General features: G+C 68.7%; 16 protein-coding genes. 13 read left to right on the forward strand and 3 right to left on the reverse strand.

The genetic code is table 11. The features are described from left to right. Positions 1-115: 115 nt before the first annotated feature. The 11 genes from AC5Y5V_RS04465 to AC5Y5V_RS04515 all read left to right on the forward strand — a co-directional run bounded on the left by AC5Y5V_RS04465 (position 116) and on the right by AC5Y5V_RS04515 (position 12,851). Complete coding sequence (locus tag AC5Y5V_RS04465) at positions 116-724, forward strand: LysM peptidoglycan-binding domain-containing protein (protein ID WP_499931406.1); 609 nt, start codon at positions 116-118, stop codon at positions 722-724. Between the two features lie 91 nt (positions 725-815). Beyond that, the gene (locus AC5Y5V_RS04470) at positions 816-3,485 is read left to right on the forward strand and encodes a valine--tRNA ligase (protein ID WP_499931407.1); all 2,670 of its coding nucleotides are present in this window, start codon (positions 816-818) and stop codon (positions 3,483-3,485) included. Next, positions 3,482-4,915, forward strand: a complete 1,434-nt coding sequence (gene folC / locus AC5Y5V_RS04475; RefSeq protein ID WP_499931409.1) for a bifunctional tetrahydrofolate synthase/dihydrofolate synthase — start codon at positions 3,482-3,484, stop codon at positions 4,913-4,915. The genes AC5Y5V_RS04470 and folC overlap by 4 nt, the downstream gene beginning before the upstream one ends. A 53-nt stretch (positions 4,916-4,968) precedes the next feature. Further along, positions 4,969-5,295: a DUF4233 domain-containing protein gene (locus AC5Y5V_RS04480; protein ID WP_499931554.1), complete on the forward strand. Its 327-nt coding sequence runs from the start codon at positions 4,969-4,971 to the stop codon at positions 5,293-5,295. 36 nt (positions 5,296-5,331) lie between these two features. Continuing rightward, positions 5,332-5,742, forward strand: a complete 411-nt coding sequence (gene ndk / locus AC5Y5V_RS04485; RefSeq protein WP_499931411.1) for a nucleoside-diphosphate kinase — start codon at positions 5,332-5,334, stop codon at positions 5,740-5,742. A gap of 306 nt (positions 5,743-6,048) precedes the next feature. Beyond that, positions 6,049-8,862 carry a ribonuclease E gene (gene rne / locus AC5Y5V_RS04490; RefSeq protein ID WP_499931412.1) on the forward strand — a complete coding sequence of 938 codons (2,814 nt, stop codon included), beginning with the start codon at positions 6,049-6,051 and terminating at the stop codon, positions 8,860-8,862. A gap of 575 nt (positions 8,863-9,437) precedes the next feature. Continuing rightward, positions 9,438-9,749 (forward strand): 50S ribosomal protein L21, encoded by a 312-nt coding sequence (gene rplU / locus AC5Y5V_RS04495; RefSeq protein ID WP_499931414.1) that lies wholly within the window; start codon positions 9,438-9,440, stop codon positions 9,747-9,749. Between the two features lie 10 nt (positions 9,750-9,759). Next, positions 9,760-10,026 carry a 50S ribosomal protein L27 gene (rpmA, locus tag AC5Y5V_RS04500; RefSeq protein ID WP_499931416.1) on the forward strand — a complete coding sequence of 89 codons (267 nt, stop codon included), beginning with the start codon at positions 9,760-9,762 and terminating at the stop codon, positions 10,024-10,026. Between the two features lie 11 nt (positions 10,027-10,037). Next, positions 10,038-11,477, forward strand: coding sequence for a GTPase ObgE (gene obgE / locus AC5Y5V_RS04505; RefSeq protein WP_499931418.1), 1,440 nt, complete (start codon positions 10,038-10,040; stop codon positions 11,475-11,477). Continuing rightward, entirely contained in the window at positions 11,474-12,580 is a 1,107-nt protein-coding gene (gene proB / locus AC5Y5V_RS04510; protein ID WP_499931420.1) for a glutamate 5-kinase, read from the forward strand. Before obgE ends, proB begins: the two co-directional genes overlap by 4 nt. Before the next feature lie 97 nt (positions 12,581-12,677). Beyond that, positions 12,678-12,851: a hypothetical protein gene (locus AC5Y5V_RS04515; RefSeq protein ID WP_499931422.1), complete on the forward strand. Its 174-nt coding sequence runs from the start codon at positions 12,678-12,680 to the stop codon at positions 12,849-12,851. Positions 12,852-12,858: 7 nt separating this feature from the next. Here the strand turns inward: AC5Y5V_RS04515 and AC5Y5V_RS04520 are convergent, their stop codons facing one another. Beyond that, a complete protein-coding gene (locus AC5Y5V_RS04520) occupies positions 12,859-13,491 on the reverse strand; it encodes a TetR/AcrR family transcriptional regulator (RefSeq protein WP_499931424.1) in 633 nt (210 codons plus the stop codon). A 67-nt stretch (positions 13,492-13,558) separates the two neighbouring features. Between AC5Y5V_RS04520 and AC5Y5V_RS04525 the strand changes: the two genes are divergently transcribed. Then, positions 13,559-14,821 (forward strand): cytochrome P450, encoded by a 1,263-nt coding sequence (locus AC5Y5V_RS04525; protein ID WP_499931426.1) that lies wholly within the window; start codon positions 13,559-13,561, stop codon positions 14,819-14,821. Here AC5Y5V_RS04525 and AC5Y5V_RS04530 read toward each other — a convergent pair. Both AC5Y5V_RS04530 and AC5Y5V_RS04535 read right to left on the reverse strand, forming a co-directional pair. Beyond that, complete coding sequence (locus AC5Y5V_RS04530) at positions 14,818-15,666, reverse strand: NAD-dependent protein deacetylase (RefSeq protein ID WP_499931428.1); 849 nt, start codon at positions 15,664-15,666, stop codon at positions 14,818-14,820. The two genes, AC5Y5V_RS04525 and AC5Y5V_RS04530, sit on opposite strands and share 4 nt — an antisense overlap. A 134-nt stretch (positions 15,667-15,800) precedes the next feature. Further along, positions 15,801-16,340: a cysteine hydrolase family protein gene (locus AC5Y5V_RS04535; RefSeq protein WP_499931430.1), complete on the reverse strand. Its 540-nt coding sequence runs from the start codon at positions 16,338-16,340 to the stop codon at positions 15,801-15,803. Positions 16,341-16,397: 57 nt separating this feature from the next. Here AC5Y5V_RS04535 and AC5Y5V_RS04540 point away from each other — a divergent pair, with 57 nt between their 5' ends. Beyond that, on the forward strand, positions 16,398-18,452 hold the full coding sequence (locus AC5Y5V_RS04540; protein WP_499931431.1) for an NAD(+) synthase: 2,055 nt from the start codon (positions 16,398-16,400) through the stop codon (positions 18,450-18,452). Positions 18,453-18,468 lie beyond the last annotated feature (16 nt).

The raw sequence follows: 18,468 nt of genomic DNA on the forward strand, positions 1-18,468 counted from the left end.
TGGTTTTGATCTGCATCGAGAAGGTGATGCCCAGGCCCAATCAAGATCAATGGTTCGGTATGTCCGGCATGCCGCCGGCCGCATAGACAAACAAGAAGGATCGAGAGGGATAAGAATGTCCGACACGCTCACTGAAGGCCAGAAGCTGGTAAGAGGGGAATCGCTGGTCTCGAACAACGGGGCCTACACGCTCACCCTGCAAGAGGACGGCAACCTGGTGCTGGCCTCGCGCGGCAACGCGCTCTGGTCGACTTCTACCAACGGCCAGGACGTCGTGCGCGCCGAAGTCCAGTCCGACGGCAACTTCGTGCTCTACACCGCGGACAAGCCGGTCTGGCACAGCGACACCAAGGGAAAGAAGGACGTCAAGCTGGTCCTGCAGGACGACCGCAACCTCGTGCTCTACTCCTCGAGCGGGCCGGCCTGGTCGACCAAGACCGAGACCGACCAGCCGCCGCCACCGGCCCCCGAGGCCGCCGAGGAGAAGACCGCGGACGACGGCGCCCCGCAACCCGTCGACGAGGCCGTCGCCGAGCCCGTCGGGGAGGCCGCGCCGGAGCCGGAGCCCGCGCCGCGGACCTACACCGTTGAGTCCGGCGACACCTTGTGGGCCATCTCGGAGCGGTTCTATGGAGACGGCAGCAAGTACCAGGTCATCGCCGACGCCAGCGGCATCAGCAACCCCGACCTGATCCACCCGGGACAGGTGCTGACGATTCCCTAATCGCCGCAAAGCCTCACCAGGAAGTGCACCCGGCTGGTCTCAGCGGGGTGCGCTTTTCACTCCCGCGCGCGGCGGTTCCTAGAATTGACCGGTGACCGCCACCCCCCACCCCACCGCCGACTCCCTGCCCAAGTCGTGGGATCCGGCCGCGATGGAGGACGCGATCTATCAGCAGTGGCTGGACGCGGGCTACTTCACCGCGGATGCGGCCAGCACCAAGCCGCCGTATTCGATCGTGCTGCCGCCGCCGAATGTGACCGGCAGCCTGCACATGGGCCACGCGCTGGAACACACCATGATGGACGCCCTGACCCGCCGCAAGCGCATGCAGGGCTACGAGGTGCTGTGGCAGCCCGGCATGGACCACGCCGGCATCGCCACCCAGAGCGTGGTGGAAAAGCAGCTTGCGGTGGACGGCAAGACCAAGGAGGACTTCGGTCGCGAGCTGTTCGTCGAAAAGGTGTGGGACTGGAAGCGCGAATCCGGCGGCTCCATCGCCGGGCAGATGCGCCGCCTGGGCGACGGCGTGGACTGGAGCCGTGACCGGTTCACCATGGACGAGGGCCTGTCCCGCGCGGTGCGGACCATCTTCAAGCGGCTCTACGACGCGGGGCTGATCTACCGCGCCGAGCGGCTGGTGAACTGGTCGCCGGTGCTGCAGACGGCGCTTTCCGACATCGAGGTCAACCACGAAGAGGTCGACGGCGAACTGGTGTCGTTCCGGTACGGCTCGCTGGACGATTCCCAACCCCACATCGTGGTCGCCACCACCCGCGTCGAGACGATGCTCGGCGACACCGCCATCGCGGTGCACCCCGACGACGAGCGCTACCGCCACCTCGTCGGCACCAGCCTGCCGCACCCGTTCGTCGATCGTGAGATGGTAATCGTCGCCGACGAGCACGTCGACCCCGAATTCGGCACCGGCGCAGTCAAAGTCACGCCCGCACACGACCCGAACGACTTCGAGATCGGCCTGCGCCATCAGCTGCCGATGCTCACGATCATGGACACCAAGGGTGCAATCGCAGACACCGGAACGCAATTCGACGGCATGGACCGTTTCGAGGCCCGCGTCGCGGTGCGCGAGGCGCTGGCCGCGCAGGGCCGGGTCGTCGCGGAGAAGCGCCCCTACCTGCACAGCGTCGGGCATTCGGAACGCAGCGGCGAGCCGATCGAGCCGCGGCTGTCGCTGCAGTGGTGGGTCCGGGTGGAGACACTGGCCAAGGCCGCCGGCGACGCGGTGCGCAACGGCGACACCGTGATCCACCCCGCCAGCCTGGAGCCGCGCTGGTTCGCCTGGGTCGACGACATGCACGACTGGACCATCTCCCGGCAGCTGTGGTGGGGCCACCGCATCCCGATCTGGTACGGGCCCGACGGCGAAATGGTCTGCGTCGGCCCCGACGACACCCCGCCGGAGGGCTGGGAGCAGGACCCCGACGTGCTGGACACCTGGTTCTCGTCGGCGCTGTGGCCGTTCTCCACCCTGGGCTGGCCGGCCAGGACACCCGAGCTGGAAAAGTTCTATCCGACAAGCGTTCTGGTCACCGGCTACGACATCCTGTTCTTCTGGGTGGCGCGGATGATGATGTTCGGCACCTTCGTCGGCGGCGACGACGCGATCACGCTGGACGGCCGGCGCGGCCCGCAGGTGCCGTTCACCGACGTGTTCCTGCACGGGCTGATCCGCGACGAGTCGGGCCGCAAGATGAGCAAGTCCAAGGGCAACGTCATCGATCCGCTGGAATGGGTGGAGAAGTTCGGCGCCGACGCGCTGCGCTTCACGCTCGCCCGCGGGGCCAGCCCCGGCGGCGATCTGGCCGTCGGTGAAGACCACGTCCGCGCGTCGCGCAACTTCGGCACCAAGCTGTTCAATGCCACCCGGTACGCGCTGATGAACGGCGCTACCACGTCTTCCGAGGCGCCATTGCCGCCGGTGGAGGACCTGACCGACGCCGATCGGTGGATCCTGGGGCGGCTGGAAGAGGTCCGCGCCGAAGTTGATTCGGCGTTCGACGGCTACGAGTTCAGCCGCGCCTGCGAGGCGCTCTACCACTTCGCGTGGGACGAATTCTGTGACTGGTACGTCGAACTGGCCAAAACGCAGCTGGCCCAGGGGCTTACGCACACCACCGCCGTGCTGGCGGCCGGCCTGGACACGCTGTTGCGGCTGCTGCATCCGGTGATCCCGTTCATCACCGAGGCGCTGTGGCAGGCGCTCACCGGCGGTGAATCGGTGGTGATCGCGCAGTGGCCGCAACCGTCCGGTCTCGCACTGGACCCGGTTGCCGCGCAACGGATCGGTGACATGCAGAAGCTGGTGACCGAGATCCGCCGGTTCCGCAGCGATCAGGGCCTGGCGGACCGGCAGAAGGTGTCGGCCCGGCTGAGCGGGGTGAGCGAGGCGGATCTGGGCGGCCAGGTTTCCGCCGTGACGGCGCTGGCCTGGCTCACCGACCCGGGGCCGGACTTCAGCGCCACGGCGTCGCTGGAAATTCGGCTCGGCTCAAACATGAAGCGGACCGTCGTCGTCGAACTGGACACCTCGGGCACCATCGACGTGGCAGCCGAACGTCGCCGCCTCGAAAAGGATTTGGCTGCGGCGCAGAAGGAGCTGGCGCAGACCGCCGCCAAACTGGGCAACGCGGACTTTCTGGCCAAGGCGCCCGAAGCGATCGTCGGCAATATCCGCGACCGTCAGCAGCTGGCGCAGGAAGAGATCGACCGGATCATGGCCCGATTGGCAACGCTGCGGTGAATTCTGAGCTTTCCGACGACTCCGGCGCGGCCGACCCGGTGCCCACTCCCGACGAGATCGCGTCCCTGTTGCAGGTCGAACACCTGCTGGACCAGCGCTGGCCGGAAACCCGCATCGAACCGAGCCTGACCCGGATCAGCGCGCTGCTGGATCTGCTCGGCTCACCGCAGCTGAGCTATCCGTCGATCCACATCGCGGGCACCAACGGGAAGACTTCGGTGGCAAGGATGGTCGACGCGCTGATCACCGCCCTGCACCAGCGCACCGGGCGGACCACCAGCCCGCACCTGCAGTCGGCGACCGAACGCATCTCCGTCGACGGCAAGCCGATAAGCCCGGCGCAGTATGTGCAGACCTACCGGGAGATCGAGCCGTTCGTGCAGATGATCGACCGGCAGTCGCAGGAGGCCGGCGGCCCGGCGATGAGCAAGTTCGAGGTCCTCACCGGCATGGCGTTCGCGGCGTTCGCCGACGCGCCGGTCGATGTCGCGGTCGTCGAGGTCGGCATGGGCGGACGCTGGGACGCCACCAACGTCGTCAACGCGCCGGTCGCCGTCATCACCCCGATCAGCATCGACCACGTCGATTACCTCGGCCCCGAACTCGCCGGCATCGCCGGCGAGAAGGCCGGGATCATCACCCGGGCGCCCGAGGGCGCGCCGGACACGGTGGCGGTGATCGGGCGGCAGGCGCCCGAGGTGATGGAGGTGTTGCTGGCCGAGACCGTGCGGGCCGACGCCGCGGTCGCCCGAGAGGACTCCGAGTTCGCGGTGCTGGGCCGGCAGATCGCGATCGGGGGACAGGTGCTGCAACTGCAGGGCCTCGGCGGGGTGTACAGCGACATCTTCCTGCCGCTGCACGGCGAACACCAGGCCCACAACGCGGTCCTGGCGCTGGCGGCCGTCGAGGCCTTCTTCGGTGCAGGCGCCCAGCGCCAGCTCGACGTCGACGCCGTACGGGCCGGTTTCGCGGCCGTCGCCAGCCCCGGCCGGCTGGAACGCGTGCGCAGCGCGCCGACCGTGTTCATCGATGCCGCGCACAATCCCGCCGGGGCGACGGCGCTGGCGCAGGCGCTCGCCGACGAGTTCGACTTCCGGACGCTGATCGGGGTGATCAGCGTGCTCGCCGACAAGGACGTCGACGGCATCCTCGCCGCTCTCGAGCCCGCGTTCGACTCCGTCGTCGTCACCCACAACGGGTCGCCGCGGGCGCTGGACGTCGAGTCACTGGCGCTGGCGGCGCGCGAGCGGTTCGGGCCCGACCGGGTGCTGACCGCCGAGAACCTGCGCGACGCCATCGACGCCGCGACCGCGCTGGTCGACGAGGCGGCGTCAGCGGGAGACGCCTTCTCCGGCACCGGGATCGTCATCACCGGCTCGGTCGTCACCGCCGGCGCCGCACGCAGCCTGTTCGGTCGTGATCCGCAGTGACCGAGCAGCCGACTGAGCAGCCCCCGGACCCCTGGAAGAGCTTCGCCGCGGTGATGGCCGCGACGCTGCTCCTCGAGGCCGTCGTGGTGTTGCTGGCGATACCGGTGGTCGGCGCGGTCGGTGGCGGCCTGACGGGGGTGTCGCTGGGCTATCTGCTCGGCGTGACCGTGCTGCTGATCGCGCTCGCCGGGCTGCAGCGCAGACCGTGGGCGAGCGTCTGGGTGAACCTGGGCGCGCAGCTGCTGCTCATCGCGGGGTTCCTGGTGTACCCGGGCGTGGGATTCATCGGCCTGCTCTTCGCCGGAGTGTGGGGGCTGATCGCCTACCTGCGCAGCGAGGTCCGGCGGCGCCAGGAACGGGACCCGTCTGCGCCGGACTGACCCGCGGGGCCCGATCCGTTGGGTACGCTGTCCGCCGTGACCGAACGGACCCTCGTACTGATCAAGCCGGATGGCGTCGAAAGGCAGCTGATCGGCGAGATCATCAGCCGGATCGAACGCAAGGGCCTCACCATCGCGGCGCTGGAGCTCAGGCACGTCAGCGAGGAGCTGGCGAGCCGTCATTACGCCGAACACGAAGACAAGCCGTTCTTCGGTTCGCTGCTGGAGTTCATCACGTCGGGGCCGGTGGTGGCCGCGGTCGTGGAGGGGACGCGGGCGGTCGCGGCGTTTCGGCAGCTCGCCGGTGGTACCGACCCGGTGGAAAAGGCCACGCCGGGGACGATCCGGGGTGATTTCGGGCTAGAGACGCAGTTCAATCTGGTGCACGGTTCGGATTCGGCCGAATCCGCACAGCGCGAGATCGCGCTCTGGTTTCCCGGCGGCTGACTAACCCGTCGGGACTGCGCCCAGGTCACGAGCGGATGACCCCGTTGAGTGATGTGGAATACTGGCTGCGGGTGAACGTCGCCGGACCGGCGTCAGACACCCGAATGAAGACTTTGGCAAGCGCGACCATCGCCATCCGCGATGCGGCGCGGCATGCCGAGCCATCATTCAGCCCGGCGCCGAGTTGGTTCTGTTGAGCTGCTCGGCGCGAGACCATTACATGCCCGGGAGCACTGGCCCGGGCCCATAGCGAAGCCCTCGCGTGGCCGCGTCGCAAGGACGCGCCCGGGGGCTTGAGGAGAATACGTGGTAGACGGTGCCCCAACTTCAGAGACAGCAAATCAGCCGACGCCGGGCGAGGAATTGCCGGACCGCCTGAGAGTCCATTCGCTGGCCCGGGCGCTGGGAACCACCAGCAAGCGGGTGCTGGACGCGCTCAGCGCGCTCGACGGGCGGATCCGCAGCGCGCACTCCAGCGTCGACAAGGTCGATGCGGCAAAGGTGCGCGACCTGCTGGCGGCCGAGCCGCCGGAAGCCCCCGCGGACGCCGAGGCCGCCACGCCCGAAGAACCCGAGTCCCGGCTGATGCTGGAGACCGCAATCGAGCGGCCCCACTACATGCCGCTGTTCGTCGCGCCGCAACCCGTCAGCGCCACCCCGGAACGCGACAGCGGCGACGACGCGGGTGACCAGGACGACCAGGACGACCAGGCCGCGGACGCCGAGGCCGACGACGAGGACGAACAGGCCGATCGGCCGGCCAATCGGCGCCGCCGTCGCGGTCGTCGCGGTCGTGGCCGCGGCCGCGGCGAACAGGGCGGATCGGACGGCGCCGACGACGACGAGACCGAATCCAGGGACTCCGGGGCCGAGGACGCCGACGGCGAGGATTCCGACGACGCCGACAACGGTGACGACGAGAACGGATCGGCGGAGGCGGGCAACCGCCGCCGGCGGCGTCGGCGGCGGCGCAAGTCGGGCGCCGGTGACGACGGCGACGACAGTCCGTCGCCCGACGACCCGCCCAACACCGTCGTGCACGAGCGCGCGCCGCGGGCGGGCGGCAAGTCCGGCGGCGACGACAACGGCTCTGGCGGCTCGTCGAGCAACGAGATCAAAGGCATCGACGGCTCCACCCGGCTGGAGGCCAAGCGGCAGCGCCGTCGCGACGGGCGGGACGCCGGGCGTCGCCGCCCGCCGGTGCTGACCGAGGCCGAATTCCTGGCCCGCCGCGAGGCCGTCGAACGCGTCATGGTGGTGCGCGACCGGGTCCGCGCCGAGCCGCCGCACCCGGGCGCTCGGTACACCCAGATCGCCGTGCTCGAAGACGGCATCATCGTCGAGCATTTCGTGACTTCGGCCGCCTCAGCGTCGCTGGTGGGCAACATCTACCTGGGCATCGTGCAGAACGTCCTGCCCTCGATGGAGGCGGCGTTCGTCGACATCGGCCGCGGCCGCAACGGTGTGCTCTACGCCGGTGAGGTGAACTGGGAGGCCGCCGGTCTGGGCGGAGCCGATCGCAAGATCGAACAGGCCCTCAAGCCGGGCGACTACGTCGTGGTACAGGTCAGCAAGGACCCCGTCGGGCACAAGGGCGCGCGGCTCACCACGCAGGTGTCACTGGCCGGCCGCTACCTGGTGTACGTGCCCGGCGCGTCGTCGACGGGGATCAGCCGCAAGCTGCCCGACACCGAGCGCCAGCGACTCAAGGAGATCCTGCGTGAGGTGGTGCCGGCCAACGCCGGGGTGATCATCCGCACCGCGTCCGAGGGCGTCAAAGAGGAGGACATCCGCGCCGACGTCACCCGGTTGCAGGAGCGCTGGCAGCAGATCGAGGCCCAGGCGACCGAAACCAAGAAAAAGGCTGCCGGGGCCGCGGTCTCGCTGTACGAAGAGCCCGACGTGCTGGTCAAGGTCATCCGCGACCTGTTCAACGAGGACTTCGCGGGGCTGATCGTCTCCGGCGACGAGGCGTGGGGCACGATCAACGACTACGTGAATTCCGTTGCCCCCGAGCTCGTTTCGAAGCTGAACAAGTACGAGCCCGCGGAGAACGGCCCCGACGTGTTCGCGGTGCACCGCATCGACGAGCAGCTGGCCAAGGCGATGGACCGGAAGGTGTGGCTGCCGTCGGGCGGCACGCTGGTGATCGACCGGACCGAGGCCATGACGGTCATCGACGTCAACACCGGCAAGTTCACCGGCTCCGGAGGCAACCTCGAGCAGACGGTGACGAAGAACAATCTCGAGGCGGCCGAGGAGATCGTTCGCCAGCTGCGGCTGCGCGACATCGGCGGCATCGTCGTCATCGACTTCATCGACATGGTGCTGGAATCCAACCGCGACCTGGTGTTGCGCCGGCTCACCGAGGCGCTGGCCCGCGACCGCACCCGCCATCAGGTGTCCGAGGTGACCTCGCTGGGCCTGGTGCAGCTGACCCGCAAGCGGTTGGGGACCGGGCTGATCGAGGCGTTCTCGACGTCCTGTCCGAACTGCAGCGGTCGCGGCATCCTGCTGCACGGCGACCCCGTCGACTCGGCGCCTGCAGCCGGCCGCAAGTCGGAACCCGGCGGCAGCCGGCGGGCCAGGCGTTCGAAGAAGGGCCGCACCGACGAGCCGGTGGTGGCCAAGGTGCCAGTGCACGCTCCCGGCGAGCATCCGATGTTCAAGGCGATGGCCGCGGGTTCGTCCGGCCCGGCCGATGCCGCCGGTGACGAGGAAGCCGGCGAGCCCGACGAGGAGTTGACCGCCGCGGCCGACGAGACGGTCGACGAGGTCGCCCAGGCCGAAGTCGAGGACACCGACCAGGACTTCGAGGAGGCCGACGAGACCGACGACCTCGACGCCGACGACGACTCTGACGACGACTCTGACGACGAGGACGAGGACGACGAACTCGACGAACTCGACGACCTCGACGACGAGGACGACGAGGACGACGACGAGGATGAGGACCTGGATCTCGTCGACGACGAGGACGACTCCGACGACGAGGACGACCCCGACGATGAGGACGACCTCGACGACCTCCCCGCCGTCGCCGTGAGTGACGTGTCGGCGCCCCCGCGTCGTCGCCGCGCGGCCGGCCGTCCCGCGGGCCCGCCTGTCCACGCCGACTAAAGCCTCGCGTTTGCTTCACCCAACGTGAAACGACTGCGAATTCTGGACTGATTTTTCGCAGTGGATTCACGTTGGGTGGAAGGCGGGGCCGCCGGGGGCTGTCGCTGTAGCGGGCCTTCGCCGAACGTGAAACGACTGCGAGTTCTGGACTGATTTTTCGCAGTGGTTTCACGTTGGGTGGAAGGGGAGGGCCGCGAAGGGGTGGAAGGCGGGGCCGCAAGGGGTGGAAGGCGGGGCCGCAAAGGGGCCGAAGGCAGGGCCGCAAAGGGGCCGAAGGCAGGGCCGCAAAGGGGCCGCGAGGGGCCGCAAAGTGGCCGCATACGTTGGGTGCAGCGAGAAAAAGCCGTGCAGCGGGAAACGCGAAAAGCCGTGCCAGGGAGCAGACGATGCGGCCCGCCCTGGTTTGACCCTGTAGCTGCTGGTCACGTACCCTTGGACAGTTGTCGTCAGGCCGGTGACTAGCTGTGCGTAGACTTTGGCCGACGACGCGGGACATACAGGCCCGCAACCCAGACCCACCACGCGCACGCAACCGGTGACGCGTGCCCGCAAGAGTAAGCAGAGGTGCACCCAGGATGGCGACCTACGCAATCGTCAAGACCGGCGGCAAGCAGTACAAGGTCGCCGTCGGAGACGTCGTCAAGGTCGAGAAGCTCGACTCCGAGCCCGGCGCGAACGTCTCGCTACCGGTAGCCCTGGTTGTCGACGGCGCAAACGTCACCACCGACGCCTCGGCGCTCGCCAAGGTCGCGGTCACCGGCGAGGTGCTCGAGCACACCAAGGGCCCCAAGATCCGGATCCACAAGTTCAAGAACAAGACCGGCTACCACAAGCGGCAAGGCCACCGTCAGCAGCTGACGGTCCTCAAGGTCACCGGCATCAAGTAGAGGACCAGATATGGCACACAAGAAGGGCGCGTCCAGCTCGCGCAACGGTCGGGATTCCGCAGCTCAGCGGCTCGGTGTGAAGCGGTTCGGCGGCCAGGTCGTCAAGGCCGGCGAGATCCTGATTCGTCAGCGCGGCACCAAGTTCCACCCTGGCGTCAACGTGGGCCGCGGTGGGGATGACACGTTGTTCGCCAAGGCGGCCGGCGCGGTCGAGTTCGGGCTCAAGCGCGGACGCAAGACCGTCAACATCGTCCCGGCCGGGGGATCTGCCGACTAAGGGGTACTCCGATGCCTCGGTTTGTCGACCGGGTCGTCATCCACGCGCGGGCGGGTTCCGGCGGTAACGGCTGCGCCTCGGTGCATCGCGAGAAGTTCAAGCCACTCGGCGGTCCCGACGGCGGCAACGGCGGTCGCGGCGGCAGCGTCGTGTTCGTCGTCGACCCGCAGGTGCACACCCTGCTCGACTTTCACTTCCGCCCGCACGTCACCGCGCCGTCCGGCAAGCAGGGCATGGGTAACAACCGCGACGGCGCGGCCGGCGCGGACCTGGAAGTGAAGGTCCCCGACGGCACCGTCGTCCTGGACGAGAACGGCCGGTTGCTGGCCGATCTGGTGGGCGCGGGCACCCGCTTCGACGCCGCCACCGGGGGTCGCGGGGGCCTGGGCAACGCGGCGCTGGCGTCGCGCGCCCGCAAAGCGCCCGGTTTCGCGCTGCTCGGCGAGCAGGGCGAGGCGCGCGACCTCACTCTTGAACTCAAGACCGTCGCCGACGCCGGCCTCGTCGGGTTCCCGTCGGCCGGGAAGTCGTCGCTGGTGTCGGTGATCTCCGCGGCCAAGCCGAAGATCGCCGACTATCCCTTCACCACGCTGGTCCCCAACCTCGGGGTGGTGTCCGCGGGCGAGCACGCATTCACCGTCGCCGACGTGCCCGGTCTGATCCCCGGCGCATCGCAGGGACGCGGCCTGGGCCTGGACTTCCTGCGGCACATCGAGCGCTGCGCGGTGCTGGTGCATGTGGTGGACTGCGCCACGCAGGAACCGGGGCGGGATCCGATCTCCGACATCGACGCGCTGGAGGCCGAACTCGCGTCGTATACACCGACATTGCAGGGCGACGCGGTGCTGGGCGACCTCGCGGAGCGGCCCCGCGCGGTGGTGCTCAACAAGATCGACGTGCCGGAGGCCCGCGAGCTCGCCGAGTTCGTCCGCGACGAGATCGCCGAGCGGGGCTGGCCCGTGTTCCTGGTGTCGACCGCTACCCGGGAAGGCTTGCAGCCGTTGGTCTTCGGCCTGTGGCAGATGATCGAGGCCTACAACGCGCAACGCCCGCCCGTGGTGGCCCGACGGCCGGTGATCCGCCCGGTCCCGGTCGACGACAGCGGCTTCACCGTGGAGGCCAACGGCGACGGCAGCTTCGTGGTCCGCGGCCGACGGCCCGAGCGCTGGATCGGCCAGACCAACTTCGACAACGACGAGGCCGTCGGCTATCTCGCCGACCGCCTGGCCCGCCTCGGCGTGGAGGACGAGTTGCTGCGGCTGGGTGCGCAACCGGGATGCGCGGTCACCATCGGCGACATGACCTTCGACTGGGAACCCCAGACGCCCGCCGGGGTCGACGTCACGATGACCGGACGCGGCACCGACGCGCGACTGGAGGCCACCGACCGCGTCGGCGCCGCGGAACGCAAGGCCGCCCGGCGCCAGCGGCGTCAGCGCGAAGACTCATGACCAGCCGCCATCGCGAGGCCATCAGGACCGCCCGCAGCGTCGTCGTCAAGGTCGGCACAACCGCACTGACCACGCCAAAGGGGGTGTTCGACGCCGCCCGGCTGGCCGGCCTCGTCGACGCCATCGAAGGCCGCATGAAGGCGGGCTCCGACGTGGTCATCGTTTCTTCGGGCGCCATCGCCGCGGGCATCGAGCCGCTCGGATTGTCCCGTCGGCCAAACGATTTGGCGACCAAACAGGCGGCGGCCAGCGTGGGGCAGGTCGCGCTGGTGAACTCGTGGAGCGCGGCGTTCGCGCGCTACGGCCGCACGGTGGGGCAGGTGCTGCTGACCGCGCACGACCTCTCGATGCGGGTGCAGCACACCAACGCCCAGCGCACGCTGGACCGGCTGCGCGCGCTGCACGCGGTCGCGATTGTCAACGAGAACGACACGGTCGCCACCAACGAGATCCGGTTCGGCGACAACGATCGGCTGTCGGCGCTGGTCGCGCACCTGGTCGGCGCGGACGCGCTGGTGCTGCTGTCCGACATCGACGGCCTGTACGCGTCGGACCCGCGCAAGTCGCAGGGGGCCGAGTTCATCGCCGAGGTCGCCGGGCCGGAGGACCTGGACGGCGTGATCGCCGGCCAGAGCAGTCATCTGGGCACGGGCGGGATGGCGTCGAAGGTGTCCGCGGCGCTGCTGGCCGCCGACGCCGGCGTGCCGGTCCTGCTTGCGGCCGCCGCCGACGCCGCCCCCGCGCTGGCCGACGCGTCGGTGGGCACGGTGTTCGCCGCGCGGTCCGACCGGATGTCGGCGCGGCGGTTCTGGGTGCGCTACGCCGCGGACGCGTCGGGTTGGCTGACGCTGGACGACGGCGCGGTGCGCGCGGTGGTGCGGCACCGCCGCTCGCTGCTGCCCGCGGGCATCACCGCGGTGTCGGGCGGGTTTTCCGCGGGCGACGTCGTCGAATTGCGCGGACCGGACGCGGCCATGGTCGCCCGGGGCGTAGTCGCTTACGACGCAACAGAACTCACTTCGATGATGGGTCGTTCAACCGCCGATCTGCCCGGCGACCTGCGCCGTCCCGCGGTGCATGCCGACGACCTGGTCGCCGTGTAGGCCGCCGCTTCAAGAATCGTTCAAGGATTCCTAGAGGATCCTTGCAGGGTGCCGTCCGAACCTTTTCTCAACAGCAAGCGAGAAAAGGGAAGACATCATGTGGGCACTTACGACATCGAACGGCATGCGGGTCGACGGCATTCGCGTCGAGCAGGAGGGCCGGGCGGCCGTGCAGATGCTCGGTCACTCTCAGGTCATCGGCCCCTACTCCTGGCAGGTCATCGACAACCAGGGCCGGCGCTTCATCGCCGAGCTGCGCCGGGCACGCTGACCCGATATCAGCGCATTGGCTTCAGATACAGTGCGCCCCAGATGATTTCGGTCAGCGACGCGGCCAGCTCCGCGTCGTAGCCGGGCGGATTCACCGGCAGGTTCTGTTGGCACGCGCGCTCCACCATCCACGTCAGCGCGCTGCCCGTGGTGGCCGCGGGCAGTTCCGGGCGGATCGAGCCGTCGGCCTGTCCGTCCTCGATCACCCGGGTGACCCGCTCGGAGATGGCGACCAGCAGGCTTCGATAGGTCTGCGCCGTCGCCGCGTCGTAACCGGCCATCTCGCTGAGCGCGACCAGTACCGGCTGATGACGCCGGAAGCTCGCGATGATCCTCGCGACCGCGGCACGGACATCATTCGGATCGTGCCGGCCGGCCACCCCCCACCAGCGTTCGCCGGCGTCGGCGAGTTCGGCGAACACCTCGGTGGCCAGGCGCCGCAACAGGTGGCCCTTGTCCTCGAAATAGATGTAGAAGCTGGCGCGCGAGATGCCGGCCTCGGTCGACAGCCGGTCCACGCTCAGCTCGGTGAACGTGGCGCCGTCGCCCATCAGCCGCTCGGTCGCATCCAGCAGACGCCGTTCCATGTGCTCGCGGCGCTGCTGGCGATTCGCCTGTGGCTTGCGGGTAACGGACGGCATTTGCGCAGCATAGCGGGTTGATTTAACATCTTGACTAGACACTGTGTCTAGACATATGGTCGCGAATATGACCGCGACGATGCCCGGGAATAGCCGTACCTACGACCCGATCGACCTTTCGTCGCGGGCGTTCTGGGCGACGACGGCCGAGGATCGCGAGCGCTCGTTCGCCGTGCTGCGCGCCGAGCGTCCGGTGAGCTGGCACCCCCCGGCCGAGGACACGATGACGCCCGATCCCACCGACCCCGGCTACTGGGCCGTCACCCGGCGGGCCGACATCGTCACCGTCAGCCGCAACAACGACGTGTTCATCTCCGGCAAGGGGGTGATGTTCGAGACGTTCCCCGAGGAGCTGCTCGAGGCGTCGCAGTCGTTCCTGGCGATGGACCCGCCGCGACACACCGTGCTGCGCAAGCTCGCTCACGCCGCATTCACCCCGAGGCAGGTACGCCGCATCGAGGAGTCGATCAACGTCAACGCCAAGAAGATCGTCGAGGAGTTGCGGGCCGCGGGCAGCGGCGTCGATTTCGTGGAGCACTGCGCCAAGGAGCTGCCCATCCGGACGCTGTCGGACATGGTCGGCATCCCGGAATCCGAACGGCAGCAGGTGGCGCACGCCGCCGACGCGCTGGTGTCGTTCACCGACCCCGACTACCTGCAAGGGCGCCACCCGCTGGAGGTCGCGTTCGAGAACCAGGTGTACCTGCACCAGGTCGCCGGCTCGCTGGCCGCGCACCGCCGCGAACACCCCGGCGACGACCTGTTCAGCAGCCTGGTCAACGCCGAGGTCGACGGCGACCGACTGACCGACGCGGACGTGTCCGCGTTCTTCGTCCTGCTCGCGGTCGCCGGAAACGACACCACGCGCCAGACCACCAGCCACGCGCTGAAGGCGTTGACCGAATACCACGATCAGCGGGACTGGTTGCGCGCGGCGTTCGAGGACCGCATCGGCACAGCGGTGGAGGAATTCATTCGCTGGGCCACCCCGGTGATGACCTTTCGCCGCACGGCCACAAGGGATTTCGAACTGGGCGGACAGACCATCTCGGCCGGCGAGAAGGTGGTGATGTTCTACTCGTCGGGCAACCGCGACGAAGAGGCGTTCGATCACCCCGAGCGTTTCGACTTGGGTCGCAGCCCCAACCCGCACGTGGGCTTCGGTGGCGGCGGGGTGCACTTCTGCCTCGGGGCGCACGTGGCGCGGGCACAGCTGCGGGCAATCTTTGGCGAGTTGCTGCGTCAGGTGCCCGACATCGAGGCGGGCGAGCCGACCTACGTCGTCGGCAACTTCATCCACTCCATCGGCAAGATGCCCTGCAGCTTCTAAGACAGGGCAACGCCGACCAGTTCGGACGCCAGCAGGGTCAGGATTTCCGAGCAGCCGCCGTCGACCTTGAGGGTCGCAAGGTCGTCGCCGCGGGTGCGGCCCCGGTTGACGATCGCGATCGGCATGCCCAGCGACGCGGCGTGGCGCACGAACCGGTAACCGGAGAACACCGTCAGCGACGAGCCCGCGACCAGCAGTGCCTCGGCCGACTCGACCAGCGAATAGGCCCGGGCCACACGCTCTTTGGGTACGCTCTCGCCGAAGTAGACGATGTCGGGCTTGAGCATGCCGGCGCAGGCCGGGCAGTCCAGGTAGCGAAACGACGCGGTGTCGGCGACGATCGCGTCGGCGTCGGGTGCCACCGCCAGCCCGCCGACGGCCTCGGCGCGCTCGATGAACCCCGGGTTGCGCGCCTCGAGTTGCCCGGCCAGCGCGGCGCGGCTCATCGTGTAATCACAATTCAGGCAGGCCACCCGCGCGTAGCTGCCGTGCAGGTCGACGACGTTGCGGCTGCCGGCCTTGGTGTGCAGCAGGTCGACGTTCTGGGTGATTACTCCGGTCACCACCCCCGGGTGCTCGAGCGCGGCGACTGACCGGTGTCCGGCGTTGGGCTGGGTGTCGTCCATGTGCCGCCAGCCGACGTGGTTGCGGGCCCAATAGCGCTGCCGGAACACCGGATCCGAGGTGAACTGCTGAATCGTCATCGGATTGCTCGGCGGCGAATCGGGGCCGCGGTAGTCGGGGATGCCCGAGTCGGTGGAGATGCCGGCGCCCGTCAGCACCGCGAGCCGCAGGCCGGCCAGCAGGGCGACCAGCTCCGGGGATTCCGGGCGGTAAGGCGTCACCCAGTCGAGGGTACGGGTCCGGGCTAATGGCGTGTCTGCGCGCAGCCGTGGCTATCGTCGAAACTTAACCCAGGGCGCCCTCACCCGGCGTGTCGTCGCAGACGTTTCAGTGTCGCGGCGGCTTGCGCGCCGGACTACTTCAGGCAGTCCGCCGCGGTGGTGATTTCGGCGGACATGTTGCGTCGCATCATTTCGCACGCCGCCTTGGCCAACTCGTCATCGAGATGCGCGACCGCATCCGTCGGGATTACGACGGGGAAGTGGCGCACGTACGCGTCGAGCGCGCTGTAGAGGATGCACTGCTCGGTCACCTGGCCGGTCAGGATCAGGCGCTTGGTGCCCAGCCGCCCGAGCAGATACGCCAACGGGGTCGAGTAAAACGCGCTGTGCCGGGCCTTGGTCAACACGCAGATGTTCTGCGCCGGCACGATCGGGTCCACCAGATCCGGACGCGCGCCGTCGCAGGCCGCGTGCACCAAGTCGGAGAACTGCGCCGTGAAATCTCCGTAGTTGTCGTTGACGTAGACCAGGTCGACGCTGTCGGATTCGTCCGCGCGGCGGACGAGGTCAGCCAGCGGCTCGATGATCTTCTCGACATTGGGTATCAGGTTTTCAGCGTCTTCATGCCGGTAGGTGTTCAGCATGTCGACCACCAGGACTGTGGTGTCGCTCATGCGTTGGTGATACCCGACGATCCGGCCTTGACACTGAACGGGCGAGAATGAGGGGCAATGGACTTCTCGACGGACTTCTACAACGCCTACCGACATGGCTACATCCGCGTCGCCGCGTGTACCCACCACACCACGATCGGCGACCCGGCCGCCAATGCTGCGTCGGTGCTGGCGCTGGCGCGCGAATGCCATGACGACGGCGTGGCCCTGGCGGTGTTTCCCGAGCTGACGCTGTCGGGGTACTCGATCGAGGACATCCTGTTGCAGGACTCGCTGCTGGACGCCGTCGAGGACGCGCTGCGCGAGCTTGTCGAGGCCACCCGCGAGCTGCGGCCCGTGCTGGTGGTCGGCGCGCCGTTGCGGCACGGCCACCGCGCCTACAACACGGCCGTCGTCCTGCACCGCGGCGCGGTGCTCGGCGTGGCACCCAAGTCCTACCTGCCCACCTACCGGGAGTTCTACGAGCGTCGCCAGCTGGCGCCGGGTGACGGCGAGCGGGGCACGATCCGGCTCGGCGACATCGAGGCACCGTTCGGGCCTGACCTGTTGTTCGCCGCCGCGGACCGGCCCGACTTCGTGTTGCACGTGGAGATCTGCGAAGACATGTTCGTGCCGGTGCCGCCCAGTGCGGAGGCCGCGTTGGCGGGGGCGACGGTGCTGGCCAACCTGTCCGGCAGCCCCATCACCATCGGGCGCGCCGAGGACCGCAGCCTGCTGGCCCGCTCCGCCTCGTCGCGCTGTCTGGCCGCGTACGTGTACGCCGCCGCCGGGGAGGGCGAATCCACCACCGACCTGGCCTGGGACGGCCAAACGATGATCTGGGAAAACGGCGTGCTGCTGGCCGAATCCGAGCGCTTCCCCAAGGGGCAGCGGCGCTCGGTGGCCGACGTGGACACCGGGCTGCTGCGCTCCGAGCGCCTACGGATGGGAACTTTCGACGACAACCGGCGACACCACCGGGTGCTGGCGGATTCGTTCCGGCGCATCGAGTTCCGGGTGGACCCGCCGTCGGGCGACATCGGGCTGCTGCGCAGGGTCGAGCGGTTCCCGTTCGTGCCCGCCGATCCCAACCGGCTGCAGCAGGACTGCTACGAGGCCTACAACATCCAGGTCTCCGGACTCGAGCAGCGGCTACGGGCGCTGGACTACCCGAAGGTGGTCATCGGCATTTCCGGCGGGCTGGACTCGACGCACGCGCTGATCGTCGCGGCCCGCGCGATGGATCGGGAAGAGCGGCCGCGCACAGACATTCTGGCGTTCACGCTGCCCGGATTCGCGACGGGGGATCGCACCAAACGCAACGCGATCGAACTCTGCCGTGCGCTCGGGGTCACCTTCGCCGAGATCGACATCCGCGACACCGCAAAGCTGATGCTCGAAAATATGGATCATCCGTTCGCGCGCGGGGAAAAGGTCTACGACATCACCTTCGAGAACGTTCAGGCGGGCCTGCGCACCGACTACCTGTTCCGGCTGGCCAACCAGCGCGGCGGCATTGTGCTGGGCACCGGCGACCTCTCCGAGCTCGGGCTGGGCTGGTCGACATACGGTGTCGGTGACCAGATGTCGCACTACAACGTCAACGCCGGAGTGCCGAAGACGCTGATCCAGCACCTGATCCGGTGGGTGATCTCGACGGGGGAGTTCGAGTCTCAGGTCAGCGACGTGCTGCAGTCGGTGCTGGACACCGAGATCACCCCCGAACTCGTTCCGAGCGGCGAGGAGGAGGAACTGCAGAGCAGCGAGGCGAAGGTCGGGCCGTTTTCCCTGCAGGACTTTTCGCTGTTCCACGTGCTGCGCTACGGGTTTGGTCCGGCCAAGATCGCCTTCTTGGCGTGGCACGCCTGGAGCGATTCCGAGCGCGGCGACTGGCCGCCGGGATTCCCCGAGGACAAGCGACCGTCCTACTCCCTCAAGGAGATCCGGCATTGGCTGCAGATCTTCGTGCAGCGGTTCTACTCGTTCAGCCAGTTCAAGCGCTCGGCGCTGCCCAACGGCCCCAAGGTGTCCCACGGGGGCGCGCTGTCGCCGCGCGGCGACTGGCGCGCCCCCTCGGACATGTCCGCGCGGATCTGGCTCGACGAGATCGAACGCCAGATCCCCGAGAGCTGAGCGCGGCGCAGCCGGG

Source organism: Mycobacterium sp. NGS68, from assembly GCF_059812195.1.

Bases quoted from the DNA above. Each gene is read 5' to 3' on its own strand.
- AC5Y5V_RS04465 (WP_499931406.1), top strand. From the start codon at position 116: ATGTCCGACACGCTCACTGAAGGCCAGAAGCTGGTAAGAGGGGAATCG.
- AC5Y5V_RS04480 (WP_499931554.1), top strand. From the start codon at position 4,969: ATGGCCGCGACGCTGCTCCTCGAGGCCGTCGTGGTGTTGCTGGCGATA.
- rplU (WP_499931414.1), top strand. From the start codon at position 9,438: ATGGCGACCTACGCAATCGTCAAGACCGGCGGCAAGCAGTACAAGGTC.
- rpmA (WP_499931416.1), top strand. From the start codon at position 9,760: ATGGCACACAAGAAGGGCGCGTCCAGCTCGCGCAACGGTCGGGATTCC.
- obgE (WP_499931418.1), top strand. From the start codon at position 10,038: ATGCCTCGGTTTGTCGACCGGGTCGTCATCCACGCGCGGGCGGGTTCC.
- proB (WP_499931420.1), top strand. From the start codon at position 11,474: ATGACCAGCCGCCATCGCGAGGCCATCAGGACCGCCCGCAGCGTCGTC.
- AC5Y5V_RS04515 (WP_499931422.1), top strand. From the start codon at position 12,678: ATGTGGGCACTTACGACATCGAACGGCATGCGGGTCGACGGCATTCGC.
- AC5Y5V_RS04520 (WP_499931424.1), bottom strand. From the start codon at position 13,491: ATGCCGTCCGTTACCCGCAAGCCACAGGCGAATCGCCAGCAGCGCCGC.
- AC5Y5V_RS04525 (WP_499931426.1), top strand. From the start codon at position 13,559: ATGACCGCGACGATGCCCGGGAATAGCCGTACCTACGACCCGATCGAC.
- AC5Y5V_RS04535 (WP_499931430.1), bottom strand. From the start codon at position 16,340: ATGAGCGACACCACAGTCCTGGTGGTCGACATGCTGAACACCTACCGG.
- AC5Y5V_RS04540 (WP_499931431.1), top strand. From the start codon at position 16,398: ATGGACTTCTCGACGGACTTCTACAACGCCTACCGACATGGCTACATC.